Origin of the sequence: Devosia sp. BK (assembly GCF_032907385.1) — a bacterium.
In the GTDB taxonomy this organism is placed as follows: domain Bacteria; phylum Pseudomonadota; class Alphaproteobacteria; order Rhizobiales; family Devosiaceae; genus Devosia.
In genome coordinates, this window is record NZ_JAIMBX010000001.1 from 2,388,874 (window position 1) to 2,409,351 (window position 20,478).

At 57.1% G+C, this 20,478-nt stretch carries 17 protein-coding genes and 1 pseudogene; 7 read left to right on the forward strand and 11 right to left on the reverse strand.

The window, feature by feature from the left end; translation table 11 throughout:
• Positions 1 to 48: 48 nt before the first annotated feature.
• From DevBK_RS11695 to DevBK_RS11710, 4 genes are all read right to left on the reverse strand, one after another.
• Positions 49 to 900: a DUF4238 domain-containing protein gene (locus DevBK_RS11695; protein WP_317185543.1), complete on the reverse strand. Its 852-nt coding sequence runs from the start codon at positions 898 to 900 to the stop codon at positions 49 to 51.
• Between the two features lie 4 nt (positions 901 to 904).
• Positions 905 to 1,399 carry a DUF4411 family protein gene (locus tag DevBK_RS11700; protein WP_317185544.1) on the reverse strand — a complete coding sequence of 165 codons (495 nt, stop codon included), beginning with the start codon at positions 1,397 to 1,399 and terminating at the stop codon, positions 905 to 907.
• Positions 1,396 to 2,550 (reverse strand): ImmA/IrrE family metallo-endopeptidase, encoded by a 1,155-nt coding sequence (locus DevBK_RS11705; RefSeq protein WP_317185545.1) that lies wholly within the window; start codon positions 2,548 to 2,550, stop codon positions 1,396 to 1,398. The genes DevBK_RS11700 and DevBK_RS11705 overlap by 4 nt, the downstream gene beginning before the upstream one ends.
• Before the next feature lie 436 nt (positions 2,551 to 2,986).
• A complete protein-coding gene (locus tag DevBK_RS11710; protein WP_317185546.1) occupies positions 2,987 to 3,667 on the reverse strand; it encodes a hypothetical protein in 681 nt (226 codons plus the stop codon).
• A 140-nt stretch (positions 3,668 to 3,807) separates the two neighbouring features.
• Here DevBK_RS11710 and DevBK_RS11715 point away from each other — a divergent pair, with 140 nt between their 5' ends.
• Genes DevBK_RS11715 through DevBK_RS11725 form a run of 3 tightly spaced genes read left to right on the forward strand, consistent with a single transcriptional unit; the run spans position 3,808 to position 5,598 of the window.
• On the forward strand, positions 3,808 to 4,050 hold the full coding sequence (locus tag DevBK_RS11715) for a hypothetical protein (RefSeq protein ID WP_317185547.1): 243 nt from the start codon (positions 3,808 to 3,810) through the stop codon (positions 4,048 to 4,050).
• A complete protein-coding gene (locus tag DevBK_RS11720; RefSeq protein ID WP_317185548.1) occupies positions 4,043 to 4,828 on the forward strand; it encodes a hypothetical protein in 786 nt (261 codons plus the stop codon). The genes DevBK_RS11715 and DevBK_RS11720 overlap by 8 nt, the downstream gene beginning before the upstream one ends.
• A complete protein-coding gene (locus DevBK_RS11725; RefSeq protein WP_317185549.1) occupies positions 4,828 to 5,598 on the forward strand; it encodes a hypothetical protein in 771 nt (256 codons plus the stop codon). The genes DevBK_RS11720 and DevBK_RS11725 overlap by 1 nt, the downstream gene beginning before the upstream one ends.
• 2 nt (positions 5,599 to 5,600) lie before the next feature.
• On the opposite strand, the gene DevBK_RS11730 is transcribed toward DevBK_RS11725, so the two are convergent.
• Positions 5,601 to 6,026 (reverse strand): hypothetical protein, encoded by a 426-nt coding sequence (locus DevBK_RS11730; RefSeq protein WP_317185550.1) that lies wholly within the window; start codon positions 6,024 to 6,026, stop codon positions 5,601 to 5,603.
• A gap of 166 nt (positions 6,027 to 6,192) precedes the next feature.
• Between DevBK_RS11730 and DevBK_RS11735 the strand changes: the two genes are divergently transcribed.
• On the forward strand, positions 6,193 to 6,465 hold the full coding sequence (locus tag DevBK_RS11735) for a hypothetical protein (RefSeq protein ID WP_317185551.1): 273 nt from the start codon (positions 6,193 to 6,195) through the stop codon (positions 6,463 to 6,465).
• A gap of 29 nt (positions 6,466 to 6,494) precedes the next feature.
• Positions 6,495 to 9,545, forward strand: coding sequence for a MobF family relaxase (gene mobF, locus DevBK_RS11740; protein ID WP_317185552.1), 3,051 nt, complete (start codon positions 6,495 to 6,497; stop codon positions 9,543 to 9,545).
• 409 nt (positions 9,546 to 9,954) lie between these two features.
• On the opposite strand, the pseudogene DevBK_RS11745 reads toward mobF, so the two are convergent.
• A pseudogene (locus tag DevBK_RS11745) lies at positions 9,955 to 10,467 on the reverse strand (GDSL-type esterase/lipase family protein); the annotation flags it as partial.
• Positions 10,468 to 10,811: 344 nt separating this feature from the next.
• Here DevBK_RS11745 and DevBK_RS11750 point away from each other — a divergent pair.
• The gene (locus DevBK_RS11750; protein WP_317185553.1) at positions 10,812 to 12,677 is read left to right on the forward strand and encodes a chloride channel protein; all 1,866 of its coding nucleotides are present in this window, start codon (positions 10,812 to 10,814) and stop codon (positions 12,675 to 12,677) included.
• A 205-nt stretch (positions 12,678 to 12,882) separates the two neighbouring features.
• Here DevBK_RS11750 and DevBK_RS11755 read toward each other — a convergent pair whose 3' ends face one another.
• Together DevBK_RS11755 and DevBK_RS11760 are read right to left on the reverse strand one after the other, a co-directional pair.
• Positions 12,883 to 13,806, reverse strand: coding sequence for an SDR family oxidoreductase (locus DevBK_RS11755; RefSeq protein WP_317185554.1), 924 nt, complete (start codon positions 13,804 to 13,806; stop codon positions 12,883 to 12,885).
• Positions 13,751 to 14,206 (reverse strand): MarR family winged helix-turn-helix transcriptional regulator, encoded by a 456-nt coding sequence (locus DevBK_RS11760; RefSeq protein ID WP_317185555.1) that lies wholly within the window; start codon positions 14,204 to 14,206, stop codon positions 13,751 to 13,753. Before DevBK_RS11760 ends, DevBK_RS11755 begins: the two co-directional genes overlap by 56 nt.
• A 203-nt stretch (positions 14,207 to 14,409) precedes the next feature.
• On the opposite strand from DevBK_RS11760, the gene DevBK_RS11765 reads away from it, so the two are divergent.
• Positions 14,410 to 14,952, forward strand: coding sequence for a nucleoside deaminase (locus tag DevBK_RS11765; RefSeq protein WP_317185556.1), 543 nt, complete (start codon positions 14,410 to 14,412; stop codon positions 14,950 to 14,952).
• Positions 14,953 to 15,003: 51 nt separating this feature from the next.
• Here the strand turns inward: DevBK_RS11765 and DevBK_RS11770 are convergent, their stop codons facing one another.
• The 3 genes from DevBK_RS11770 to DevBK_RS11780 are packed head-to-tail and all read right to left on the reverse strand — an operon-like array spanning position 15,004 to position 20,460.
• Positions 15,004 to 18,264, reverse strand: coding sequence for an error-prone DNA polymerase (locus DevBK_RS11770; protein ID WP_317185557.1), 3,261 nt, complete (start codon positions 18,262 to 18,264; stop codon positions 15,004 to 15,006).
• Positions 18,261 to 19,784: a Y-family DNA polymerase gene (locus tag DevBK_RS11775; protein ID WP_317185558.1), complete on the reverse strand. Its 1,524-nt coding sequence runs from the start codon at positions 19,782 to 19,784 to the stop codon at positions 18,261 to 18,263. Before DevBK_RS11775 ends, DevBK_RS11770 begins: the two co-directional genes overlap by 4 nt.
• Positions 19,699 to 20,460 carry an ImuA family protein gene (locus DevBK_RS11780; RefSeq protein WP_062630087.1) on the reverse strand — a complete coding sequence of 254 codons (762 nt, stop codon included), beginning with the start codon at positions 20,458 to 20,460 and terminating at the stop codon, positions 19,699 to 19,701. Before DevBK_RS11780 ends, DevBK_RS11775 begins: the two co-directional genes overlap by 86 nt.
• Between the last annotated feature and the right edge of the window lie 18 nt (positions 20,461 to 20,478).

The window sequence follows — 20,478 nt, forward strand, 5'->3', positions numbered from 1 at the left end:
GGACGTGGCGGTTCTTAAAAATTGGCCTCGTGGCCAGCTTTCTGTGTACTACCGCGGCTTCAGCAGAGATTTGATCAATGCCGCTGAACACGAGACGATCTGAGAACTATTGCTCACGACCGACATATTGAACCCGCGGACCCAAGCATCATTGGCATAGGCCATCACGTCCTCGCGCCCAGGCTTACCCATGCCAATCATCACGTCGGGTGCAACTGGCATCCACATTTCCACTGTCGGATCGTCAAGGCTAGTCTGGCCTGGTTGTGTCAACTTGACCACGGGCCGGCTGCCCAAAATGAAGCTCTTGCTCGACTTCTCTAAGCGAACAACGCCCAGCCCCCGCCTTCGGAGCGCATCCAAGATCATAGGGCTGCGTTTTTCAAGCATCCCCACCATGGCATACTGGTTCATTCGTTCGACAACCGAATGATCTGAGAAGTGCGCTCGCTCCTCGTCGGTCATCGGCCGATAGTCACGTTCGAAATCGCTCAGGGCGCTGGCCTTCAACTCTTCGAGGTAGTCAGGCGAGAATAAGCTGGTCCTCATATCAGGAACACGACGCCACTGGTCGTAAAAGAAGATGTCCCATTGATACTTCTCCGCCGGCGAAAGACTGGCCAAGCTCCCATCGCGGGCAGCGAGAACAACCTTCTGGACGACCTTCGCGGCATCGCTCTCGACCGCACTGAACGCGAGTTCCTGGGAGACGTCGCGCGTCCCGTTCGCATCGGTTTTGGTGTATAGATGGTCCCTATAGAAAACTTTGCTTGGGTTGCGATCAACTACTCCGTCACCTGCGTTCTCCTTGTCGTAAAACGCTACGAGACCGTCAGGCCCTCGAAAGTTTCGAACTATGAATTCTGGGACGAAGTGATGCCGCTTCGGAACCGGGGGCATCTGGCTACCCGTGGTGCTCGAACTTCGCCTGAAGATCGCGCATCGTCTCGAAGGTGTTCAGGCACACAATCGAACGCGATCCGCAAAGGTTAGGAATTGGCACACGCTTGCGGATGTGTTCGTCGGCCACTTCGTGGGTAACAATCGTGGCACCAAGCGCTTTGGCTTTCGCTATCAACCATGGATCCGCACCAGATAGGAACTTGTCGATCCCGGGTTGAAGGTAACTCGAATTCCCAAGCTCAACGACGATCTCGGCAAAGGCGAGCTGAGTGGCCTCATCATCGACTGGAAGAACCCAGTCGGCATCCTTTCGATCTCGCATCCACTCTCCAAGCGGATCGTCCTTCACCATGAGCTCGTCTCTCACCATGGTGATGGTCCGCACGTTCTGAGCGACGACATTGTCCATCCATGTCCAGAACGCTGGAACGATGTCGAACGCGTAGTACCTGTTCTTGGCTTCAATGAAGACGTTCGCATCGAGAAGATAGATCACGAGGTGGCCAACCTCTCATGCATCTTTCTGATTTTGCCCGGTTGGATTCCCAATAAGGAACCGGCATGGCGCAAAAGCAGGGTGCCTCGCATAGCTTCCGAGATAACCGACTTGGTAAAGCGACGACCGTTTCGAACAGGGAGCGTGTTGAAGAAGTCGCCACCGCTGTCTCGGTTCACATCGCTCCAGCGGCGCCGCTCGAGAAGGTAGAAATCGGCGTAGGTCCGTTGATCAACGTAGCCGAGGTCGTATGCTCGTCGGGCGATGACAACGCGGCTCACCTTGAAATGGCGGGATAACCCGTCCACTTGGTCGTTGAGGGACATATGGGGGCGCCAGTTCAGGACAAACTCGTCCCGAGGTGTCAGAAACTCTGCAGCGACTTTGTTGCAATGCTGCTCAATCTTTCTATGCGCACCGTAGTCGTCGTCGCCCAGTTGGACATTAGAGACCCCAGACTCGCCTAGCCACAGATGAGCGAGTTCATGAGCCAACGTGAATATCTGCGCTGCCTTGCTGTCCTGCCCGTTGATCAGAACCAACGGAACAATCGGATCCGCAACAGCAAGACCTCGAAAGTTGCTGACAGCCAGCGGGCGATGGGTGTTGTTGCCGACGATACCTGTTCTCATCACCCATATGCCGGCGTCTTCCGCAGCTAGCATGATGCTTTGGAGATAGTTCTCGAATGTGCCGGTTCGCGGCCGTCCGCTTTCGCCGTGTAAAACGGCATGCATGTCGGCCGCGATCGCTTCAGGCTTGTCGGCCAAGGAGAACTTCTTGACGAACGGCAGCGCCTCTTCGCCATTTTGCTGGCGAAAGTCCTTGTACCATTCCTGCTTGTAAAGAATGTCGGTCATCAGGCTGCGCAGGTTCACATCCCAATGTCCAACTTTGCCGCCAACGGTCCGAAGATCCGGGATCGGCTCATCCTCCCTCGGCGGCTTCTGCATATAGAGGTAGCCGAACGGGATCGCGAGGATTGCGGCTGCCTTTTGGGCTTGGACGAATGTGGGGCGTTCTTCGCCAGAGAGCCAAAGCTCTATCTGGTCCGGCCGCACATGCAAGCGCTCAGCAAGGGTATCAACGGGCATCTCGGCGCGAGCAATTGCCCACTCCAACATTCCGCTGTTAATCAACGCCCGTGCCATGGATTGCCCGCCTACTCCACAACGTCAGGTTAGATCATATGGGTGGGCATTTATAAAGTTGCAAACAGGATCGGCGCCGGTTGCAGATGGGAGTCGAAGTTCGTTACTCCTGCTGCAAATCAGCGCGGACGCCCTGATAAAGCTCGGCCGCAAGAGACGAACGGTGGTGCGGTTGAGAAACGATAGTCGAACAGGACATAGCCCTGTTAAAGGACATTAACAGACCAGCAGATAAGGGCGAGCTTTGAACCTCAACGCTTATTCACGATTTGTCTGCTTTTGGTTCTGATCGAACAATAGCGGACAGATCGCTTTCGGCCCCAACTGAGCCGTTGGCGAACCCCCGGACCGAATGGCTGATTCCATTGTGCGGTCACCCAGAGCGGACAGGCCGTTTCCTGCCCCTTATACGCCACCGAAACAATGTTCTCCACGATCAACGCCGACGCCTGAAAGGTTCATAATCCCGTCTATCCGATTTGTTTTTCGGACCAATCTCAACAGACGATAGTATTTCAAGCATATCTTTGTTCCTTAGATGTTTTTTAGCTGCTTTCTCTATCACTTCTATGTCTTCATATAAATGCCTATTGCCATCAAGCCAAACTGTAGACTTATCTTGGCATATTCTACTGTTTGCCATTATTAGATTTTCGACTTCTAAGGCCGAGAGACCCTTGAGTCCTTGAACTGTGAGGCAGTCCTCCCACAGCACTCCCTTCCTCTCGGTTTCTAATTGCAAAGATAACAACTGAATCCCGTGCCATAGGTTCATTGCTGCCAGCATAGCAGCCGGATAAACAGATCCTCTGAATAAAGCATCAATGTTTGGAACTAGAAGAGTAAATGAACCTGGGCTAACTTTCTTAAATATATTTTCTCTAAGGGTGGTCCGCTCGAGCAAATTCCTCTCAACATGCACTCGAATTCTTCCAGATACATCTCGATGCATGTACTGCGATCTATTCCCTTCGTAGCCGTCGTCGAAATCGATTATCGGCGGCGGGCGCTGGTCCAACGCGGCGGCCACCGCCTGCAGGTCAACTAGTTCTTGTTCAGCTTTTGTCCGAACGCTCGGCGGCACCTGGTAACAAACCACTGGACCGTAAATACCCATCGAAACCCCCATTGTTGGATTGCCAAGTATCTGTCGGGTTTGATTAAAAAACGATCCATTTTGGGCCGGCGGGTGCCCCAGTTTTTGAATCTTCGCAACCCGTATGCTCCTCGACGTCAACCATCGTCGAAGGGTTTCGGATGTTCCCGCCGCGGCCAAAGGCCAGATCAGTTCAACAATGCGAGATCTATCTGGATCTTCTTGCAGCAGTGATGCGCAAAGCCGGTCTGGAAGAGGCACGTAAGCTGCTGCCGCTAGTGGTCCGGCTGAGGGCCGAGCTGGAAGCCGCACGTGCTGAAGATGCTCTGCTTGAAGAGCTATTGCAGCGGAAGCCCTGCCCCTTTGACAACCAATCTTCAGAAGGAGAGGCAGACTATGAATGATAAGGTTATTGCAAGGATCACCAAAAAAATCATCGCAGTAGCGAGCCAGAAAGGAGGGTGCGGCAAGTCCTTTGGAACCCGCTGCCTGGTTCAGACTGGTCGGTACCAGGGTCACGATGTAGCTGTTTACGACGGGGACTCGTTAATCGGAACTACCCACCGAGCCCTCGGATCCCGCGACCATAGCGGCAAGCTCTTGGCTGAGCAGGATCCCCTGATCGGCGCCGGCCGGTACAGCCTTCGGCTAGACAGCCAGCGAGAAGAGCTGCTGAACTCGCTTGCAACCGGTACGTCCACTCTTGTCCACGATTTGCCTGGCGGTGCCATGCTTGACATGGCCAAGGTCGTTGATGGTGGGCGGGATGGTCGTTTCGACACGTTTTTGTCTACCGTGGCTGCATACGGCTATGAGCTGACCTTGCTCCATCTCGTCACCCCCGAAATTTCTACGATGCACAGCGTCGCGCAGTATATGCGGGCGTTTGGTGGTGAAGCGCGGCACGTTGCTGTGCTTAATCGCGCCTTTGGGTCGGACAATGAGGACTTTGGGGTCTGGTTTGGCAGCCGCACCCGCAAGGAGTTGCTGGCTTTGGGTGGACGGGAAATGAACCTGCCCGCACTCAAGCCTTCGGTTCTGGCCAAGCTCGACAGAGAGCATCTCCCCATCACTGTCAACATCCCGCATCCCAAGCTCACCGTGTCCGAGGGTGGCAACCTACTGGCCTTTCGTAACGCCTTCATCGCCGAACTGAACACCATTGCCGATTGGGTGTTCTAGTGAAAACGCGCCCCCCTCGCACCTTTTTCGACCGCGCATGCGATGCGGCTCGTATCTCTGAAGACCGTCGGCACTATTTGCGGACCATCTCCAACGCCATGGGCCTCAACGAGGATGAGCCTGCCCATGTCTATCTTGTGGTCGGAGAAGTGGTTACTACCGCCCTCACCACGAGCAAGGAGTATATGACCACCGTTCCCGCCCAAGTTCGTGAAGCTATTAACAAAGCGGCAACGGCAGTGAAGCCTCAGTTTGATGCTTCCATCGAGCGTGCCGCCGAGATCACCGGGGACCGGATCGGGAGCGCGGTCACCAAAGCTTTGGACGAACTCGCTCGCCGCGAACAGCGGAAGAACTGGCCGTGGTTGGCACTCACCTTTTGTATTTCGATGCTGGTTTCGGTTTCCTTGGGCTGGTCTCTTGCCGAACGTGAAAACCTTCACGCCACGCTGTTCTGGACTGAGGTCATCGAACAGGGTGCTGCCGGTGACTGGCAGCGAATTATCGAGCGTAACCCGCAATTACCGGGTGACCTGGCTGCATGTGGCTCGGACGTTACCCGTGCGGCACACCAAAATTCACGTATCGCCTGCCGTACTACACTGTGGTTGACGCCAGCTTCTGCCGTGAAACTTAACTCGATCGACAAACTTATGAACGCCCCTGCGCTACTTTTTGGGCGTCACCCCTTTGTTGTAGTCGGTGCGCTGGGTTGCCTCTTAGGACTCGTCATCTCAGGGCTCCTGCTCTGGCGCTGGGGCAAGCCGTGATGTCAAATCTGCGTTTCATCCGGCTCAGCGGTCAGCCAAGCCTCCATGTCATCGCCCTTACGTGCCCCGCTCCTGGCGGAAGGCAGATCGGCAGGCTTGATGGCTGCAGGCACCGAGATGGCCTTCCGGTGTGTTGGCTTGATAACTGCGTCGAACGTTGGCTTCGTAGCGCGCGCTTGGGATCCCTGCCGCCGCAGGCGACCGACATATTGCATCAGGGTATTCTCAGAGATATCCACGTCGACCTGCCGGAGAGCTTCAGCAATACGGGCAAAGCTATGTCCCTGTACACGCAGCTTCTCGATGAGTTCGAATTGCCTAGCAACTTGGCTGAGCAGGGTCGGCTCGGCATCGGGCCGCGTTTCCAGCAGTGCTTCAAGCGCTGCGGTGATCTTATCCGGTTTGTTTCCTTTTGGTATCTTCGCCATAGCAGTACCGTCTCACCTTCGTATCATTATCGTAACAGTATCGTATCGGCGGCGAACCGTCGCTTTTTCTTTCACACACTACGCACCTGCGGTGCTGCTCTAGCGGCCACCTGGCGGCCTAACTTCCTGACTATGTTTGTCTCTTACATGCCAGGAGGTCATCTCAATGGCTAAGTCGCTGCCGCGTGTTCAGCTAAACCCGGAGGTGCATCAGCTAGTCGAATCCGCTGGCAAGGCTGTGGGTATGAGCAATCAGGACGTCATTGCTTTGGCAATGCGCCAGCTGATCCTTAACCAAGACGCCACCAAATTCTTAAGGGACATCGCCATCCACAGCACTGCCGAACTGGCGATGTTGGCAGGCAAGATCGACGCGATCAGCGACTTCATTGCCGACCGATATGCGCTGGACATGGCAGATGCGGAGCAAGGTGAGTAATCGTGTTCTCATGCGTGCCTGCACGGTCGGTGGAGTACTATCTGTCGGGCTCCGAGGGCGACCAGCTGGAATATTATTGGGGCGGAAAGCAGGGGGTCTGGTGGACGCCCACCGGCGTTAGTGCTTCCGATCTCGCCCGCTTTAGCAACTGCGTGGACGGCGCACCGATCGACATCGAGGCGTTCACCGAACTAGCTGCGGGAGTACTGCCCGATGGAACATTGGTGATGCGAAACGGCAGCGGCGTTCGCATGCCAGGCTATGATTGCCACTTTGCGCCACCAAAGTCGGTATCGGTCGTCTTCGCCTTCTCCAACGAAGCCATCCGCCGGCAACTGGTCGAGCTTCACCACCAGGCTGTCCGCAGGGCGCTGCAATTCTTGTTTGACTGGTCGCTTATCGATGCGCGTCGCGGCAGCGCTGGCAAGGACCGTCAAAACGCGGCGGCATTCGTGGCCGCCATATTCACCGAGTTCACGTCCCGGGACGACGATCCTCAGCTGCACTCGCACGCCTTCGTACCAAATGTGGCAGTTCGTCGCGATGGCTCAGTAGGTGCTCTCGACAATTTTCGGGCGCAGTGCTTCCAGCTTTTGGTCGGAGCCATTTACCAGACGCAGCTTGCCCACGGGCTCGTAAGGATGGGCTTTAGCCTGGACAGGCGTGGACGCGCCTTCGAGGTCCGCAATGTTCCGAGGCAGCTGATCCAGCAGTTTTCCAAGCGCCGATCTGCCATTGAGCGCGCTGCAAAAGAGATGGGCGTCGACCTGTCGCGCAACCGGGCCGCGGCTGATTTGATCGCGTTGAACACACGCTCCCCGAAGTCGATCGAACTTCGCCCGGATCAGCTTGAAGCACGCTGGATAAAGCAGTTCCAAGATGCCGGGTTCATGAATAGCGACCTCCCGACGCCGAGTGGCCCAGCCGAGCAGCCTGATAGTTCCCTAGCAGAGCGGGTGAATGAAGCCATAGCCGCGACCTTCGAAAACAATGCCGTAGTTTCCAAGTCCAGGCTCTTTGCCTCTGTAGCGGAGACACTTATTGGCCATTGCGACGCGGGTGAAATCGAGAATGTCCTGCTGCACTCGGTTCCAGATCAAGTCGTCGCTCTCTTGGGAAATGAGACGACTGGCAACACGCAATTTTCTACCCGCGAGATAGTGGAAATGGAACTCGAGTTGTTGCGGCGGGCACGTGGAGGCCGGGCACTGCGTCGGTTCGTGCCGATTGACATTGTCGAGACTGCCATTGCAGCCGGTCCTACCCTTTCAGATGAACAGCGCGACGCCGTTCGCCATGCTCTCAACGACGACCAGATAGCTATCACCGAAGGGTCCGCAGGCAGCGGAAAGTCGTTCAAGCTCTCTGTCGTGGCCGAGGCCAGCCGCAGCGCGCGCCTCGATGTCTGGGCTCTGGGGCCGTCCTGGTCGTCGGCACAGGTCTTGGCCCTGGACACCAAAACACGCGATGACCGCAAACGGGCTCTGGCCGGGTTTTTGATCGATGTCGAGTCGGGGCGCATCCAGCTCAACGACCGGACGGTAATCATTCTGGATGAAGCTGGCTTGGCCGGCACAAGAGATCTGTTTCGCCTGGTGACAGCGGTGCAGGATGCGGGGTGCAAACTGATCCTAAGCGGGGACACAATGCAGCTGTCCCCCGTCGCAGCCGGTTCACCGATGCGCCTCCTCGCCCGTCTGCTCGGGACATCACGGATGCTGGAAATCCGGCGCCAGAAGCTGGCCTGGAGCCGCGCAGCTAGCATGGCCTTTGCCAAAGGCAAAACGGATGATGCGCTTATGATCTATCAGGCACGTGGCCATATCGACTGGATCTCAGGCAGATCCTCTACGCTGACAGCGCTCGCTGATCGATATGTCACCGACTTGCTGGCCGATCGCGCAGTCTCGCCGGAAGGCTCCGCCCCCTCTTGTCTTGCCATCACGAGCCGCAATGAAGATGTTGCTGATCTCAACCGTGAAATCCGAAGCCGGATGCAGAGCGCCGGGCTATTAAGCGGCGATTTGATAGAGGTGGGTGTGGCGCTGCGCCTCGGAGGACGCAATAAGAAGAAAGAGGCTGGCACCATAAGGCTGGCAGTCGGCGATCGCATCGTGTTTGGTGAGACCGTTGTTCTGGCCGGACGCACGATCCGCAATGCCGATATCGCCAAGGTAATCGCTGTTGCCGGGCCGCCACCACTCATTAGCTTTGAGTTCGAAGCTGATGGGTACCAGCTAAGCTGCGGCATAGGCGATCTGGTTGGCTATCGGGAAGTCCACGATCCTTGCCTTCCCCTTCTCCGCCACGCTTACGCCGGTACGGTGCACTTTGCGCAAGGCCGTACCGTGGATCGCGCCTATGTCGCGAGCATTCATGCCATGTCGCGTGAAGCAATGTACGTGGCAATGACCCGCCACCGCCATGTCGCCCAACTTTTCGTAGACACAAGCCGGCTTCGGGCAGAAAAGACGGAGGGCTTGTCCAACGCGCTAATGGCCTTGCTGAATCGGACGCAGAGGAAGCATGCAAGTTATGCTGTCCAATTGGAAGGCAAGCGACGGGCGTTTTTCGAGGAGAGCCTTCGCCCGGACAGCAAAGCCAATGCGTCAGATTTTGTAGCAGACTTGGAAAGGGTGCTCCAGCCGGTACCGACGCCGGACCGGGGACATTCTCGATACTACACCGCAAAAGCTGCCACTCTTGACAAGATGAAGTCAAGGAGCGGCGCGGAGCTCCAAGAAGCAGCACGCTTTGGAAGCCAGCCCACCGCGGGCTGGATTCCGAATTGGCTCTATCGCCACCTCTTTCGGCGGTCGGCTGATCCAGGCTCCTCTCACCAGAAGGGTCAAGGAGAGTGGCCGCGCTGGTCTGTTAATCAGATTGCCAATCTGCGGACTGCTTTGTCCAAACTCGCTCGCTACCTGTCTGACGGCGGCCTGCAATTCGGCACCAAGCAACGGCAGCGCGTCGGACAATTTAATCTTCGATCAACTGGCGGACATGAAACGCTCAGTCAGAACGAGCATGCTCTTGAACAAGCAAATGCCGAAAACGTCGGATTGCTAGGGCCGCACTAAGTGCTTAGTGTGCCTCTTGAGAGGTGCTTTGTATTCTCCGGGTCACGACATAGCATTCGCATGGACGATGGGGTTGGCACCACCAAGTCGTCCCGGCAACGGAAGTTCGATTGACGCTTTTAAACGGGCGACCCACTTTGTGCTTGGCTCAACGTCAAATCAGCGATGAGTGCCTGAAACGGTGATATGCGGGCTGCATCAATCGGACAACTCCGTCGTCAGCTCCAACCTATACTGTCGATAACACCTTATTATCGACAGTATGGTTGCATAAGATCGTCCTGTTGATGGTAACATTGGGTGGTAAGCGGAACGGCAGCTTCGGAGTCAGAAGCGCCCAATGCGGCCACCTACCTTGAGATTTCGCCGGGGCATCAAGGCTCGGAAAGTATGTCTCGCACCACGGGTATCAACGCCATTCCCAATGCGCGTGTGTTTTCCCTGTCCAGGTGGACACCGTCGACTGCTGATCCAATCGTAACGGTCGAAGCATCAAAAATCTAAGAAGTCGGCGACGAGCTATCTCTTCCAGTAGCGGTGCGACACGGCGGGATTCCTCAGTTGAACGACCAGCACGGGGTTGACCTCCATGGTTGGGTGACGCCGTGAAGTGTGGCGGCGAGACAAGCATGATCTTCATGGAGGCCTTAAGGGCTCTTACGATGTCGATCAGCACCTCAATGCCCGCTGCCACACCCTCAGCTTGACCGTGGATGGTTGGCTTGAGGTCATTGGTCCCGAGCATGATCATAGTCAGGTCGAGTGGAGCGTGGCTCGCCAACAACAAAGGCAAGACTTTTGCGCCATTCAGATCGGGGCCGCCGTCCGGATCATCATAAGCCGTTGTCCTGCCGCCAAGCCCTTCAGCTATAACGTGCGCAAACCCTTGCAGTCCGGCCTGAAGGACATTGGGCCACCTGTCATCGAATTTGTGCCTTTGGCCCGCGCCAGGGTCCGCACCACGCGTTAGGCTGTCACCGAAGTAAGGATTTCATACTTGGGCAAGCTCGGTATCTTTTAGGAAAACTAATCCGATCAAAGGGCGGCTTTAAGAACAATCAATGTCCACATGCCATGACCGCAATCGATCGGTCACATCCAGTCCATGGAGACAAGCGGAGCCAGTCCACATCCGGGCGTTGAACCGTAGAGGCCGTCGTCTAGCTGTCACCAGAGCAGGTTCGAACACCCGAATTCGCTGCCCAAAGGGTGCTGGTGACCTGCAATGGTTGATCCTCTTCTCACATGAAGGTAGACCGATAGCGAATGCCCGAGCTTCCCAACCAAGATCAGCAGCCTGATGCTTCGCCATCGTCGGCGCGGCATATCTTTGCCATGTCCAGCGTCGGGGAAGCTTGGTCCCGAATTACAGGCTGGTGGGTCGCAAACATACGACTCGAGGCCTCGCTCGTGCGGCTTCGCACCATGGTCCGTCGCCGGGAAGGCTGGCTGGTGCTTCTGGCCGTCATCGTGGGCGCCCTGGCGGGTATGATGGTGTTGATCCTGCGTGAACTTGCCTACGGGCTACAGCAGTTGCTGTATCAATTGGAACCAAACCAACGCCTGAGCGCCCTGGACCATTTGCCTTTCGACGCTGCTTTTATCCCAGCAGCAGGAGGCATTGTGCTGGGTGCCATCGCCTTGCTGCTTCGCCAACGCAAGTCGCGCAATGTCGATCTGGTGGAAGCAAATGCCTTGCATGGCGGAAAGCTCTCCATGCTCGATAGTTTCATCATTACCGGACAGACACTGATCTCGAACGGTTTCGGCGCGTCCGTCGGGCTGGAAGCGGCCTATACCCAGATGGGCGGCGGTGTTGCATCCAAGCTTGGCGACTTGTTTCAGCTACGCCGCGGCGACATGCGAAAACTTGTCGGTTGCGGTGCGGCAGGGGCGATCGCAGCAGCCTTTGGCGCTCCATTGACGGGTGCCTTTTATGCCTTTGAGCTTATTATCGGCACATATACTATTTCCACACTTAGCCCGGTTGTTGCTGCGTCCATTGCAGCCATCTTGGTTGCATCGCTGTTCGGCCATGGCGAGCCAATTGTTACGATCACGCGGGTGGTGGACATTGGTATGCCCCAGGTGCTGCTGATCTTGTTGATCGGACTGGCAATGGGAGGGATCGGCATACTGCTCATGCGGCTGGTCGGCCTGGTGGAAGTCGCTTTCCAGCGGCTTCGCGCTCCGAGCTGGTCTCGTCCTGCGATTGGAGGCCTGTTGGTTGGAGGGCTGGCGCTGGTAAGTCCCGCCGTGCTGTCTGCGGGGCACGGTGCAGTCCAAAGTGCGTTCTCCCAACCCCCGTTTCCACTCGCGCTGGCGGTTTCCGTGGTCATCCTGAAAGTTCTGGCATCGGCGATTTCGCTCGGTTCGGGGTTTCGCGGTGGCCTGTTTTTCGCATCGCTCTTTATCGGTGCAGTTCTCGGCCAAGTGTTTTACCAGCTGACGGAGCTGGTCTATCCGACACTGCTCCCGTATCCCGAAGTCTTTATGCTGGTGGGAATGACGGGACTAGCTGCTGCCATAGTTGGTGGGCCACTGACCATGGCGTTTCTGGCGCTTGAAACCTCCGGCAGTCTGCCACTCACGATCGCTGTTTTGGTCGCCGCGGTCGCGTCGTCAATGCTCGTACGCGAGACCTTTGGCTATTCCTTTACGACTTGGCGCTTTCACTTGCGTGGTGAAACTATCCGTAGCGCCCATGACGTGGGCTGGATGCGCAATCTGACGGTAGGCAAGATGATGCGACGTGATACCAAGTCGGTACCCGAGCTCATCAGCTTGGATGAGTTCCGCCGGCTTTATCCGCTCGGATCAGCTACACGGGTCATAGCCCTGCGTGACGATGGAAGCTATGCTTGGATGATCGATGTGGCTGATGCCTACGGCGAGGGTACCGCGGACAATTCGGCAGCGGTCAAGAACATCCTTCGCCATGGAGAGGTAATGCTCCATCCCGCATTGAGCGCAGTGGACGCTGAGGCCCTTTTCGAAAAGAGCAATGCGGACGCCCTGGTCGTTGTTTCGGACTTGGTTGGGCGGAAAGTCATCGGCACGCTCACCGAGAGCCATCTGCTGCGACGCTACGCCGAAGAACTGGAAAAAGCGCGCGACGAATTATCCCGTTGAATCCTCGGCGTTTCCGCAGTGGCGTGTCCAGCGTCTTCTGATGTTAAACCTTTGCCGTCCTGGGAGTAAGTGATCGACTGGAAAAGATAGCCTCCTCAATTGGGATTTAAAAACAGCCCTCACCCGACTCTTTTTTGCGCAAATAGCGTAGGAATGACGCTGGAGGGGGAATTATGAGCCGCCACCCTTCAGCGTCACGCCAATATCAGGCCGCTTTTCTGAACGCGCCAATATGCTCGGCGGCAAAGCTCTCGAAATCATGCGCGGGGGCCCCCGTCAGCCGCTCGATTTCAAAAGTTGGGTCGATGTCGTGGTGACCAGCAACGACATCGGCAAACTGAACGACCAGTCCCCTCGCCATCCAGTTCGAATTCCCGGCCAGGCGCAGAATGGCCTTGAAGGCAGGAGTCGGCAGGTTGAGATATCGAACCTTGTGCCCCACCAGTTCCGAGAGTCGGCCGGCAATGGTCTTCATGTCGAGGGTCTGAGGTCCAGTCAGGAAATAGGTCGCGCCGTCATGCCCATCCTGGATGAGCACAGACTTCGCCACGCGCGCCACGTCTCTGGTGTCCACCCAAGAGACACTCCCGTTGCCCGTCACCTGCGGCAGAAATCCCTTGGATATCGGCTCTTTGAACCAGAGAAAATTCTGCATGAAGGCCGTGGGCTTCAGAATCGTCCAATTGAGGCCGCTGGCCCGCAGATGGTGGTCGATGAGCGCATGAGACTTCGCCCAGGGCACCGGCGATCGTACATTACTGTCCGATGCAGAAATCTTGACGACCCGCGCCACGCCAGCCTGCTTTGCGGCATCGATCGCATCGGTCTCCCGCTGCACCTGCTCCTCTGTCGGTGGGGAAATCAGGAACATCTGATCACACCCCTTCGCTGCGGCAACAATTGAACTGGGCTTGGAGAAATCCGCCTGCACCACGTCCCAGCCGCGCTCCCGCAGCCGGTCGATCTGGTCGGGTTTTCTCGCCATGGCCCGGAACGGAACTCCAGATTCAGCGAGCAATTTGCAGAGTTCACCGCCAATGCCGCCGGTTGCACCAGTAACCAAAATCATCAGTTCATTCTTTCTTTGAGAGCTTTTCCACTTCCGCTGCCAAGTTTCCCGCGATGACATCGTTGAGCTCTTCGAGGGTGTTGATCGCATTGCGGATTCGCTCGGCGCCAAGCCGGTCGGCAATGACTTTATCGATGGGGCCAACGGCCCTTTCAGCTCGTCCAACGGCCGCAAAGCCGGCCTCGGTCAAAACCACGAGTTTCGCGCGTTGATGTCGCGCATTGGGCTGAAGCTTCACTAAGTCATGGAGTTCGAGCAGATCCACGATGCGCTGAACAGCTTGTCGGCTCAGGCCCATCTTGCGTGACAGGCCCGCTGTGGTCAGCGGCGCCTCTGACGCTCGAAGCGCCGTCAAAACCTGCCACCACGCACTACTCAGCCCGAGATGCGCAACAAGTTGATTCCCGGCATGCAGCAGCTGGCTGTTGGCCGCGAAAATTGTTAGCGCCAATTTTCGCACGTCAGGGTCTCTTGAAGGCATCTAGGCCACCGCATTTGGTTTGACAGCATGTTGTCAAACGCTCGAAGTACTAAGCTGGATCACATCAACGCTGACTGGTTCCTACCCCTCTTCGGAATCCTGTTGGCTAAGCTGCACCTGATGCACGCTAGGCAACCCATATCGCTATTGCGGATTTCGCTATGACATTTTTGGAGCTGCCAATGCGTTTCGGATCTGATGCCTCTCGTTCAGCCCACCATACGGAAGACAGTTACCGTGCATCCGATAGCGCCCTGTCTAGGCAGGCGATCTCGAATGCCGAGAATGCCTCGATGCGCGAAGCTGTTAATCGTGCGCTTCAAGCACGAGCACAAAGCGGCAAAGCGGGCATTGCTGCGGCCATTGTTCTTGATGGTCAGGTGGTCGGCCGCGGTGAGAACGAGGTTCGGCTGCAGTCAGACCCAACCAAGCACGCCGAAATGGTCGCGCTCACCGAGGCTGCCAAATCCATGGGCACGACCGACCTATCCTCCTGCGTGATGATTTCAACACTGCAACCCTGCGAAATGTGCCTTTCGGCTATGCGCTTCGCAGGGATCAAAAGGGTTATTTTCGGCGCGACACAGGAGAAGGTCGCTGGCAAATACTTCGTCTTCCCAAACCTGAAGCTGGGCGACTTTCAAGCGGCAGGCGAACCGTTCGAAGCGATCGGTGGCCTTTTCGAGGATGAGCTGCTGCCCCTTTATGAGAATGGTGATGAGTGAGGACAGGGTGGCCATTCCCGCAAATCAAGGAGGCTTAGCCACTTGTGCCGGTCAATGAAAATTTCGGCCTTTGACCTTCAACGTGTCGATGTGCAGATCCGGCACAAAGATATCGCGCTGACGGAACCCGTCCCGTTCTCTTGTCCTGGAGTCGCCGGATGACCCGCCATGAGCGAATTCATCGCCGCGACCGGGTCGAACGGAAAACTGCCCATCCCTGCCACCGACGGTTGCAAGTTCAGCGGTCATGTCTGTCATGGACCTCGCAATGAGATGGACCACCTCTCCTTCTCTTTGCAGCTTGCCATAAATGGACATCATCGATGCGCCGAGCACGATCCGGCGGTGCTGTTCGAAGACCTTGGGCCAAACGATGAGATTGGCGGTGCCTGTCTCGTCTTCGATGGTAATGAACATAACCCCTTTAGCGCTGCCGGGCATTTGCCTAACCAGCACCAGCCCTGCCGTTGAAATCCAATGGTTGTTCGGTGTCGCCATTGCCTCGGCGCAGGAAAGAATGCGTCGGCTTGCGAGCTCATTACGCAAGAACGCCACGGGGTGTGATCGAAGGCTGAGGCTGACGCTCGAATAGTCCTGAACGACCTCCCCCCCAGACGTCATGGGTTTGACCGTGAACTCTGGCTCGGACAATTCGGTGATAAACCGCTTTTCGGCATCGGCCGCTGCAGCAAACAATGGCAGCGGCTCATCGCGGAGCGCTCGAATGCTCCAGAGTGCCTGTCGACGTGTCACAGCCATGGAGGGATTAAAGGCGTCGGCCTTCGCCAAAAGCACCAAGGTGCGTGCTGACACCCCGGCCCGGTGCCAAAGTTCGTCGATGGATTGATATCCTCGATTGGGACGTGCCCCGATAAGGGCGGCCGCATCCGCATTCGGCAACCCCTTGATCATCCGAAAACCCAGGCGGACCGCAAAACGGTCATCGCCCAGCTCCTCCAGCGTGCAGTCCCACCGAGAGGCGTTCACGCAGATCGGTCTGACTTCGACGCCATGCTCGATCGCATCTCGGACGATCTGGGCCGGGGCATAGAAACCCATCGGTTGGCTATTGAGCAGCGCAGCGCAGAAGATCTCCGGATGGTGGCATTTCATCCAGGAGGACGCGTAGGCGATCAATGCAAAGCTCGCCGCATGGCTCTCAGGAAACCCGTATGAGCCAAAGCCCTCGAGCTGTTTGAAGGTGCGTTCGGCATAGTCCTGATCGTATCCGTTCGCGACCATGCCGCCGACCAGTTTGTCCCTGAAATGCGAGACGCCACCGGTGAACTTGAACGTCGCCATGGCACGCCGGAGCTGATCGGCTTCGCCCGGCGTGAACCCCGCGCATTCGATTGCGACCCGCATCGCTTGCTCTTGAAACAAAGGCACACCGAGCGTTTTGCCGAGTACCTTCTCAAGCTCTGGCTTTGGATAGACGATCTCTTCATTGCCTTCGCGGCGTCGAAGATAGGGATGGACCATATCGCCCTGGATTGGCCCGGGACGAACAATGGCAACTTCGATCACGAGGTCATAAAATGTCCGTGGCTTGATCCGTGGCAGCATCGACATCTGCGCCCGGCTCTCGATCTGGAAGACACCCAAAGTGTCCGCCTTGCGGATCATGGCATAGGTCTTGGGATCCTCAGGCGGGATCGTCGCCATATCGAGATCAATGCCCTTGTGCTCGGCGAGGAGATCAAAGCTCCGCTTCATGCAGGTCATCATCCCGAGGGCAAGGATGTCGACTTTCATGAATTTCAGGGCATCGATATCGTCCTTGTCCCATTCGATCACCTGGCGATTGATCATTCGTGCCGGTTCAATCGGCACAAGTTCGTCGAGCCGATCATTGGTCAGGACGAACCCGCCAGGGTGTTGGCTTAGGTGCCGTGGTGCGCCCATGAGTTGCTTGGCCAGCTCGAGCGCGAGAACGAGGCGGCGATCGCTTAGGTTGAAGTTCAGCTCTTCGGCCTGCTTCTGGCTGACGCCGTCTTTCGACCAGCCCCAGACCTGGCTCGACAAGAGCTTGATCATATCCTCGGGTAACCCCAATGCTTTGCCGACGTCACGAAGAGCACCTTTTGACCGATAGCGGATCACCGTTGACGTGAGCGCCGCGTGGTCGCGCCCATAGGTTTCGTATACCCACTGCATCACGATCTCCCGCCGCTCGTGCTCGAAGTCGACGTCGATATCTGGCGGTTCGCGGCGCTCCATGGAGACGAAGCGCTCGAACAGTAGATCATTGCGGTCAGGATCGATGCTGGTGATCCCCAGCACGAAGCATACTGCGGAATTCGCGGCAGATCCCCTACCCTGGCAGAGAATGTCCCGGCTGCGAGCGAAGGCGACGATCGAATTTACGGTGAGGAAATATGGCGCGTAGTTGAGCTTTTCGATCAGATCGAGCTCATGCTTGATGATGCCGACGACACGTTCCGGAACACCTTCTGGATATCGCTTCTCGGCGCCTTCCCAGGTCAGTTTTTCCAACGCCTGCTGTGGCGTAAATCCCGGGATCGCGGCTTCCTCTGGATATTGATAGGCGAGTTCTTCGAGACTAAAGCGACATTTGTTCATCACCGCGATGGTCCGCTCGACCGCATCCCGGTTCCGCGGAAACAGACGAACCATTTCGGCGGGCGGTTTCAGATAGCGGTCGGCATGGCGTTCTCGATCAAAACCGACATCGTCGATGGTCGCGCCAGTACGAATGCAGGTGACAACATCCTGCAGAATCCGGCGGGACGGTTCATGGAACAGAACGTCGTTCGTCACGATGGTGAAAACACCCAAGGCGTCTGCCATGGTCTGGAGCTCATAGAGCCTGAGCTGGTCGTTGGGCCTTCGCCTCAAGGTCAGTGCGAGATAGCCTTCATCCCCAAATGTTTCTTTGAGGCGCCGGAGCTGCATTGCCGACGCCTCATCTGCCTCGTCGGGGACAAGGATCGCGACCAATCCCTCTTTGTACGTAGCGACATCCGACCAGTGCAGATCGCATTTGCCCTTCCCGCCGCGGGCCTTACCCAACGAGAGAAGTCGGCATAGCCGGCCATAGGCTAAGCGATCTCTCGGATACACGAGAACTGATGTCCCATCGACGAGATCGAGTCGGCAGCCAACGATCAGCCTGACGCCAGTGGTCTTGGCAGCCACATGAGCTCTGACGATGCCGGCAAGACTGTTGCGATCGACAACAGCCAAAGCTTCGATGCCAAGGATCGCGGCGGTCGCGAACAGCTCTTCGGCGGAGCTAGCTCCCCTCAGAAAGCTGAAATGGCTCGTGACCTGAAGCTCGGCGTATCTCATCCGAAGACGCCATGAAGATACCATTTGTGGCTGCCGGTCTCAGGATCTTCGCCGTCGCCGGCCCGATAAATCCAGAATCGTTCACCTGCCTCATCCTCGACGCGAAAATAGTCGCGCACTGCGGCAATCTCGGAATCGGTTTTCCACCACTCGCCAAAAATGCGCTCGGGGCCATCCGCGGCTTTGATCCGGCGTCGAATGCCGCGCCAGGTGAACCAGACCGGCGGATGATCGGGCAGCAATGCCATGGTGTCGATCGGCTCAGGATAGGGAAGGAGCCTTGTCGGTCGAGGCCATTTGCTTGGCCAATCGCTGAGCGCCTCCTGCGAAAGAGGGGCGACCTTCTGGACGGACCGCTCAGGAATGTCACTGGCGATCGGCGCAAAGCGATAAAGCGCACCCTGCCCCATCCTATTGGTCAAAAGATCGATTAGGGCAGAAACATCCTGATCATCACCGTCAACAAGCGAGTTGATCATCTGCGTTGGATCGAGTGGCTCTGCCTGAATGGCGCGCAGCCGCAATTGCTCAATGCCGAAGCCGGGATCAATTTTTTCGATCTTGTCGGTTAAGAGCCGGGTCAACCTTTTGGTGTCTCTGATCGGCAAGGCGGTGCCGACCCGGACCGTCACCGTGGTGTTGTCCACGCGGTGTGCCAGGAGATCGACACGCTTCGCTCCTAGTCCCTTCAGTTCGAGAGCGCCAACCAGACGCTCGACCAACTGGCCGATATACTTTGCGATGGTGTCCGCAGCGCCAATCGGCTCGCCGAAAGGTCGGACGACCTCAATGATTTCAGGCAGCTCCATTGGCTCAATGGGTTCACCGACTAACCCCATGGCCTGATCAAGACGCCGGCCGACTTCTGGGCCAAACCGAAGCGTCAGGGTGGCTCGTGGCGCGACGCTGAGATCTTTGATAGTTTTAAAGCCAAGCCCTCTTAGGGCCGCCACTGTTGCCTCCGGCAATCGCAAGGCAGGCAATGGCAGGTCGTGAATGATCGAAGCCCCCTGCCCCGGCTCAACCAGGACAGCAGGGTGCTTGTGGTATCGTGCCAAAGCGTGGGCCTGTCCCCAGGTGTCTGCCAAGGCTGCCTTCCCCAGAAGCTCTGCCGCTTTGAACTGCGACAGGATTTTCTCGAGCACCATTTCCTCGCCGCCATGGAGATGGTCGGCGCCCGCAATATCCATGATGATGCCATCTGGATGATCCGCGGCAACAAGAGGCGAAAAGCGCTGCAACGCCCAAAGTGCCAAGCGCTCGATCGCCTCCCTGTCGCCTGCCGCGTCGAGCTCGGCAACATGCAATGACTTTATCATCGCTTGCGCCTTGCTCACCGGCATGCCCTTGCGGAGCCCGACGGACAGGGCTGCATGATCGAGGGCCGCAATTTCGCGACGGCTGCCGCGACGCGTTACGAGCACCACGGGCTCTTCAGCCGGCGGCGCTGCGCTTCCCCGAACGCGTCGAAACCGGTCGGTTGGGAAGGTCGGAAAATAGAGAGAGACGACCCTTGCCATCACAAGCCTCAACTTCGAAATCTGCCGCTTCAGCACCGCGGCACCTGATGAGTTCAACCTGCCAGCGCGCTCTCCCCACACCCGGCACCGGCAATGGACGCGATGGCAGTGTGCTGACGCGCCATCGGGTGACAGCCGCTGTCGGCTGCCCGAAATCAGCTGCCTCCGTTTGACGTCGCCAACGTCTGATCGCGATCCCAATGGCGCCTGACGTTTCTGCAGCCAGCTGTAGTCTGCGCGATGCGGTCATCGTCAACTTGGCAACCTCGGCGACGATTCCACCGAGCCCCCCGTACCGCATACCCTCCTCGAAAGCCTCGAGGACCGATTGCTCGTCACCAGCCTCGACATAGATGACCCGGTTGGCGCTCAACCCGACCTGAGCAATCGCTGGCGCGAAGAGGTCCTGTCGCGTGACGCACCAGAGAACCTTGCCTTTGGTTCGCGCGACGATGCCTGCTGCAAAAAGGGCCGCCGCTGCACCATCGATCGCGCCATTCCCGCCGCCTGCGACTTCATGCAGGGCTCCTAGGGACAAACCGCCACCCGGCAAGTGCCGATCAATGACATCGACCCCAAATGGAAGGACCACCCGTTGCGAGGCAGGCCTGCCTTCAAGGCGTCCGATCTTCTCGCGAAGCTCGGCGATCATCGCGGTGTCGATGGCCTGGTTCATTTTTTAGTTCGTATTTCT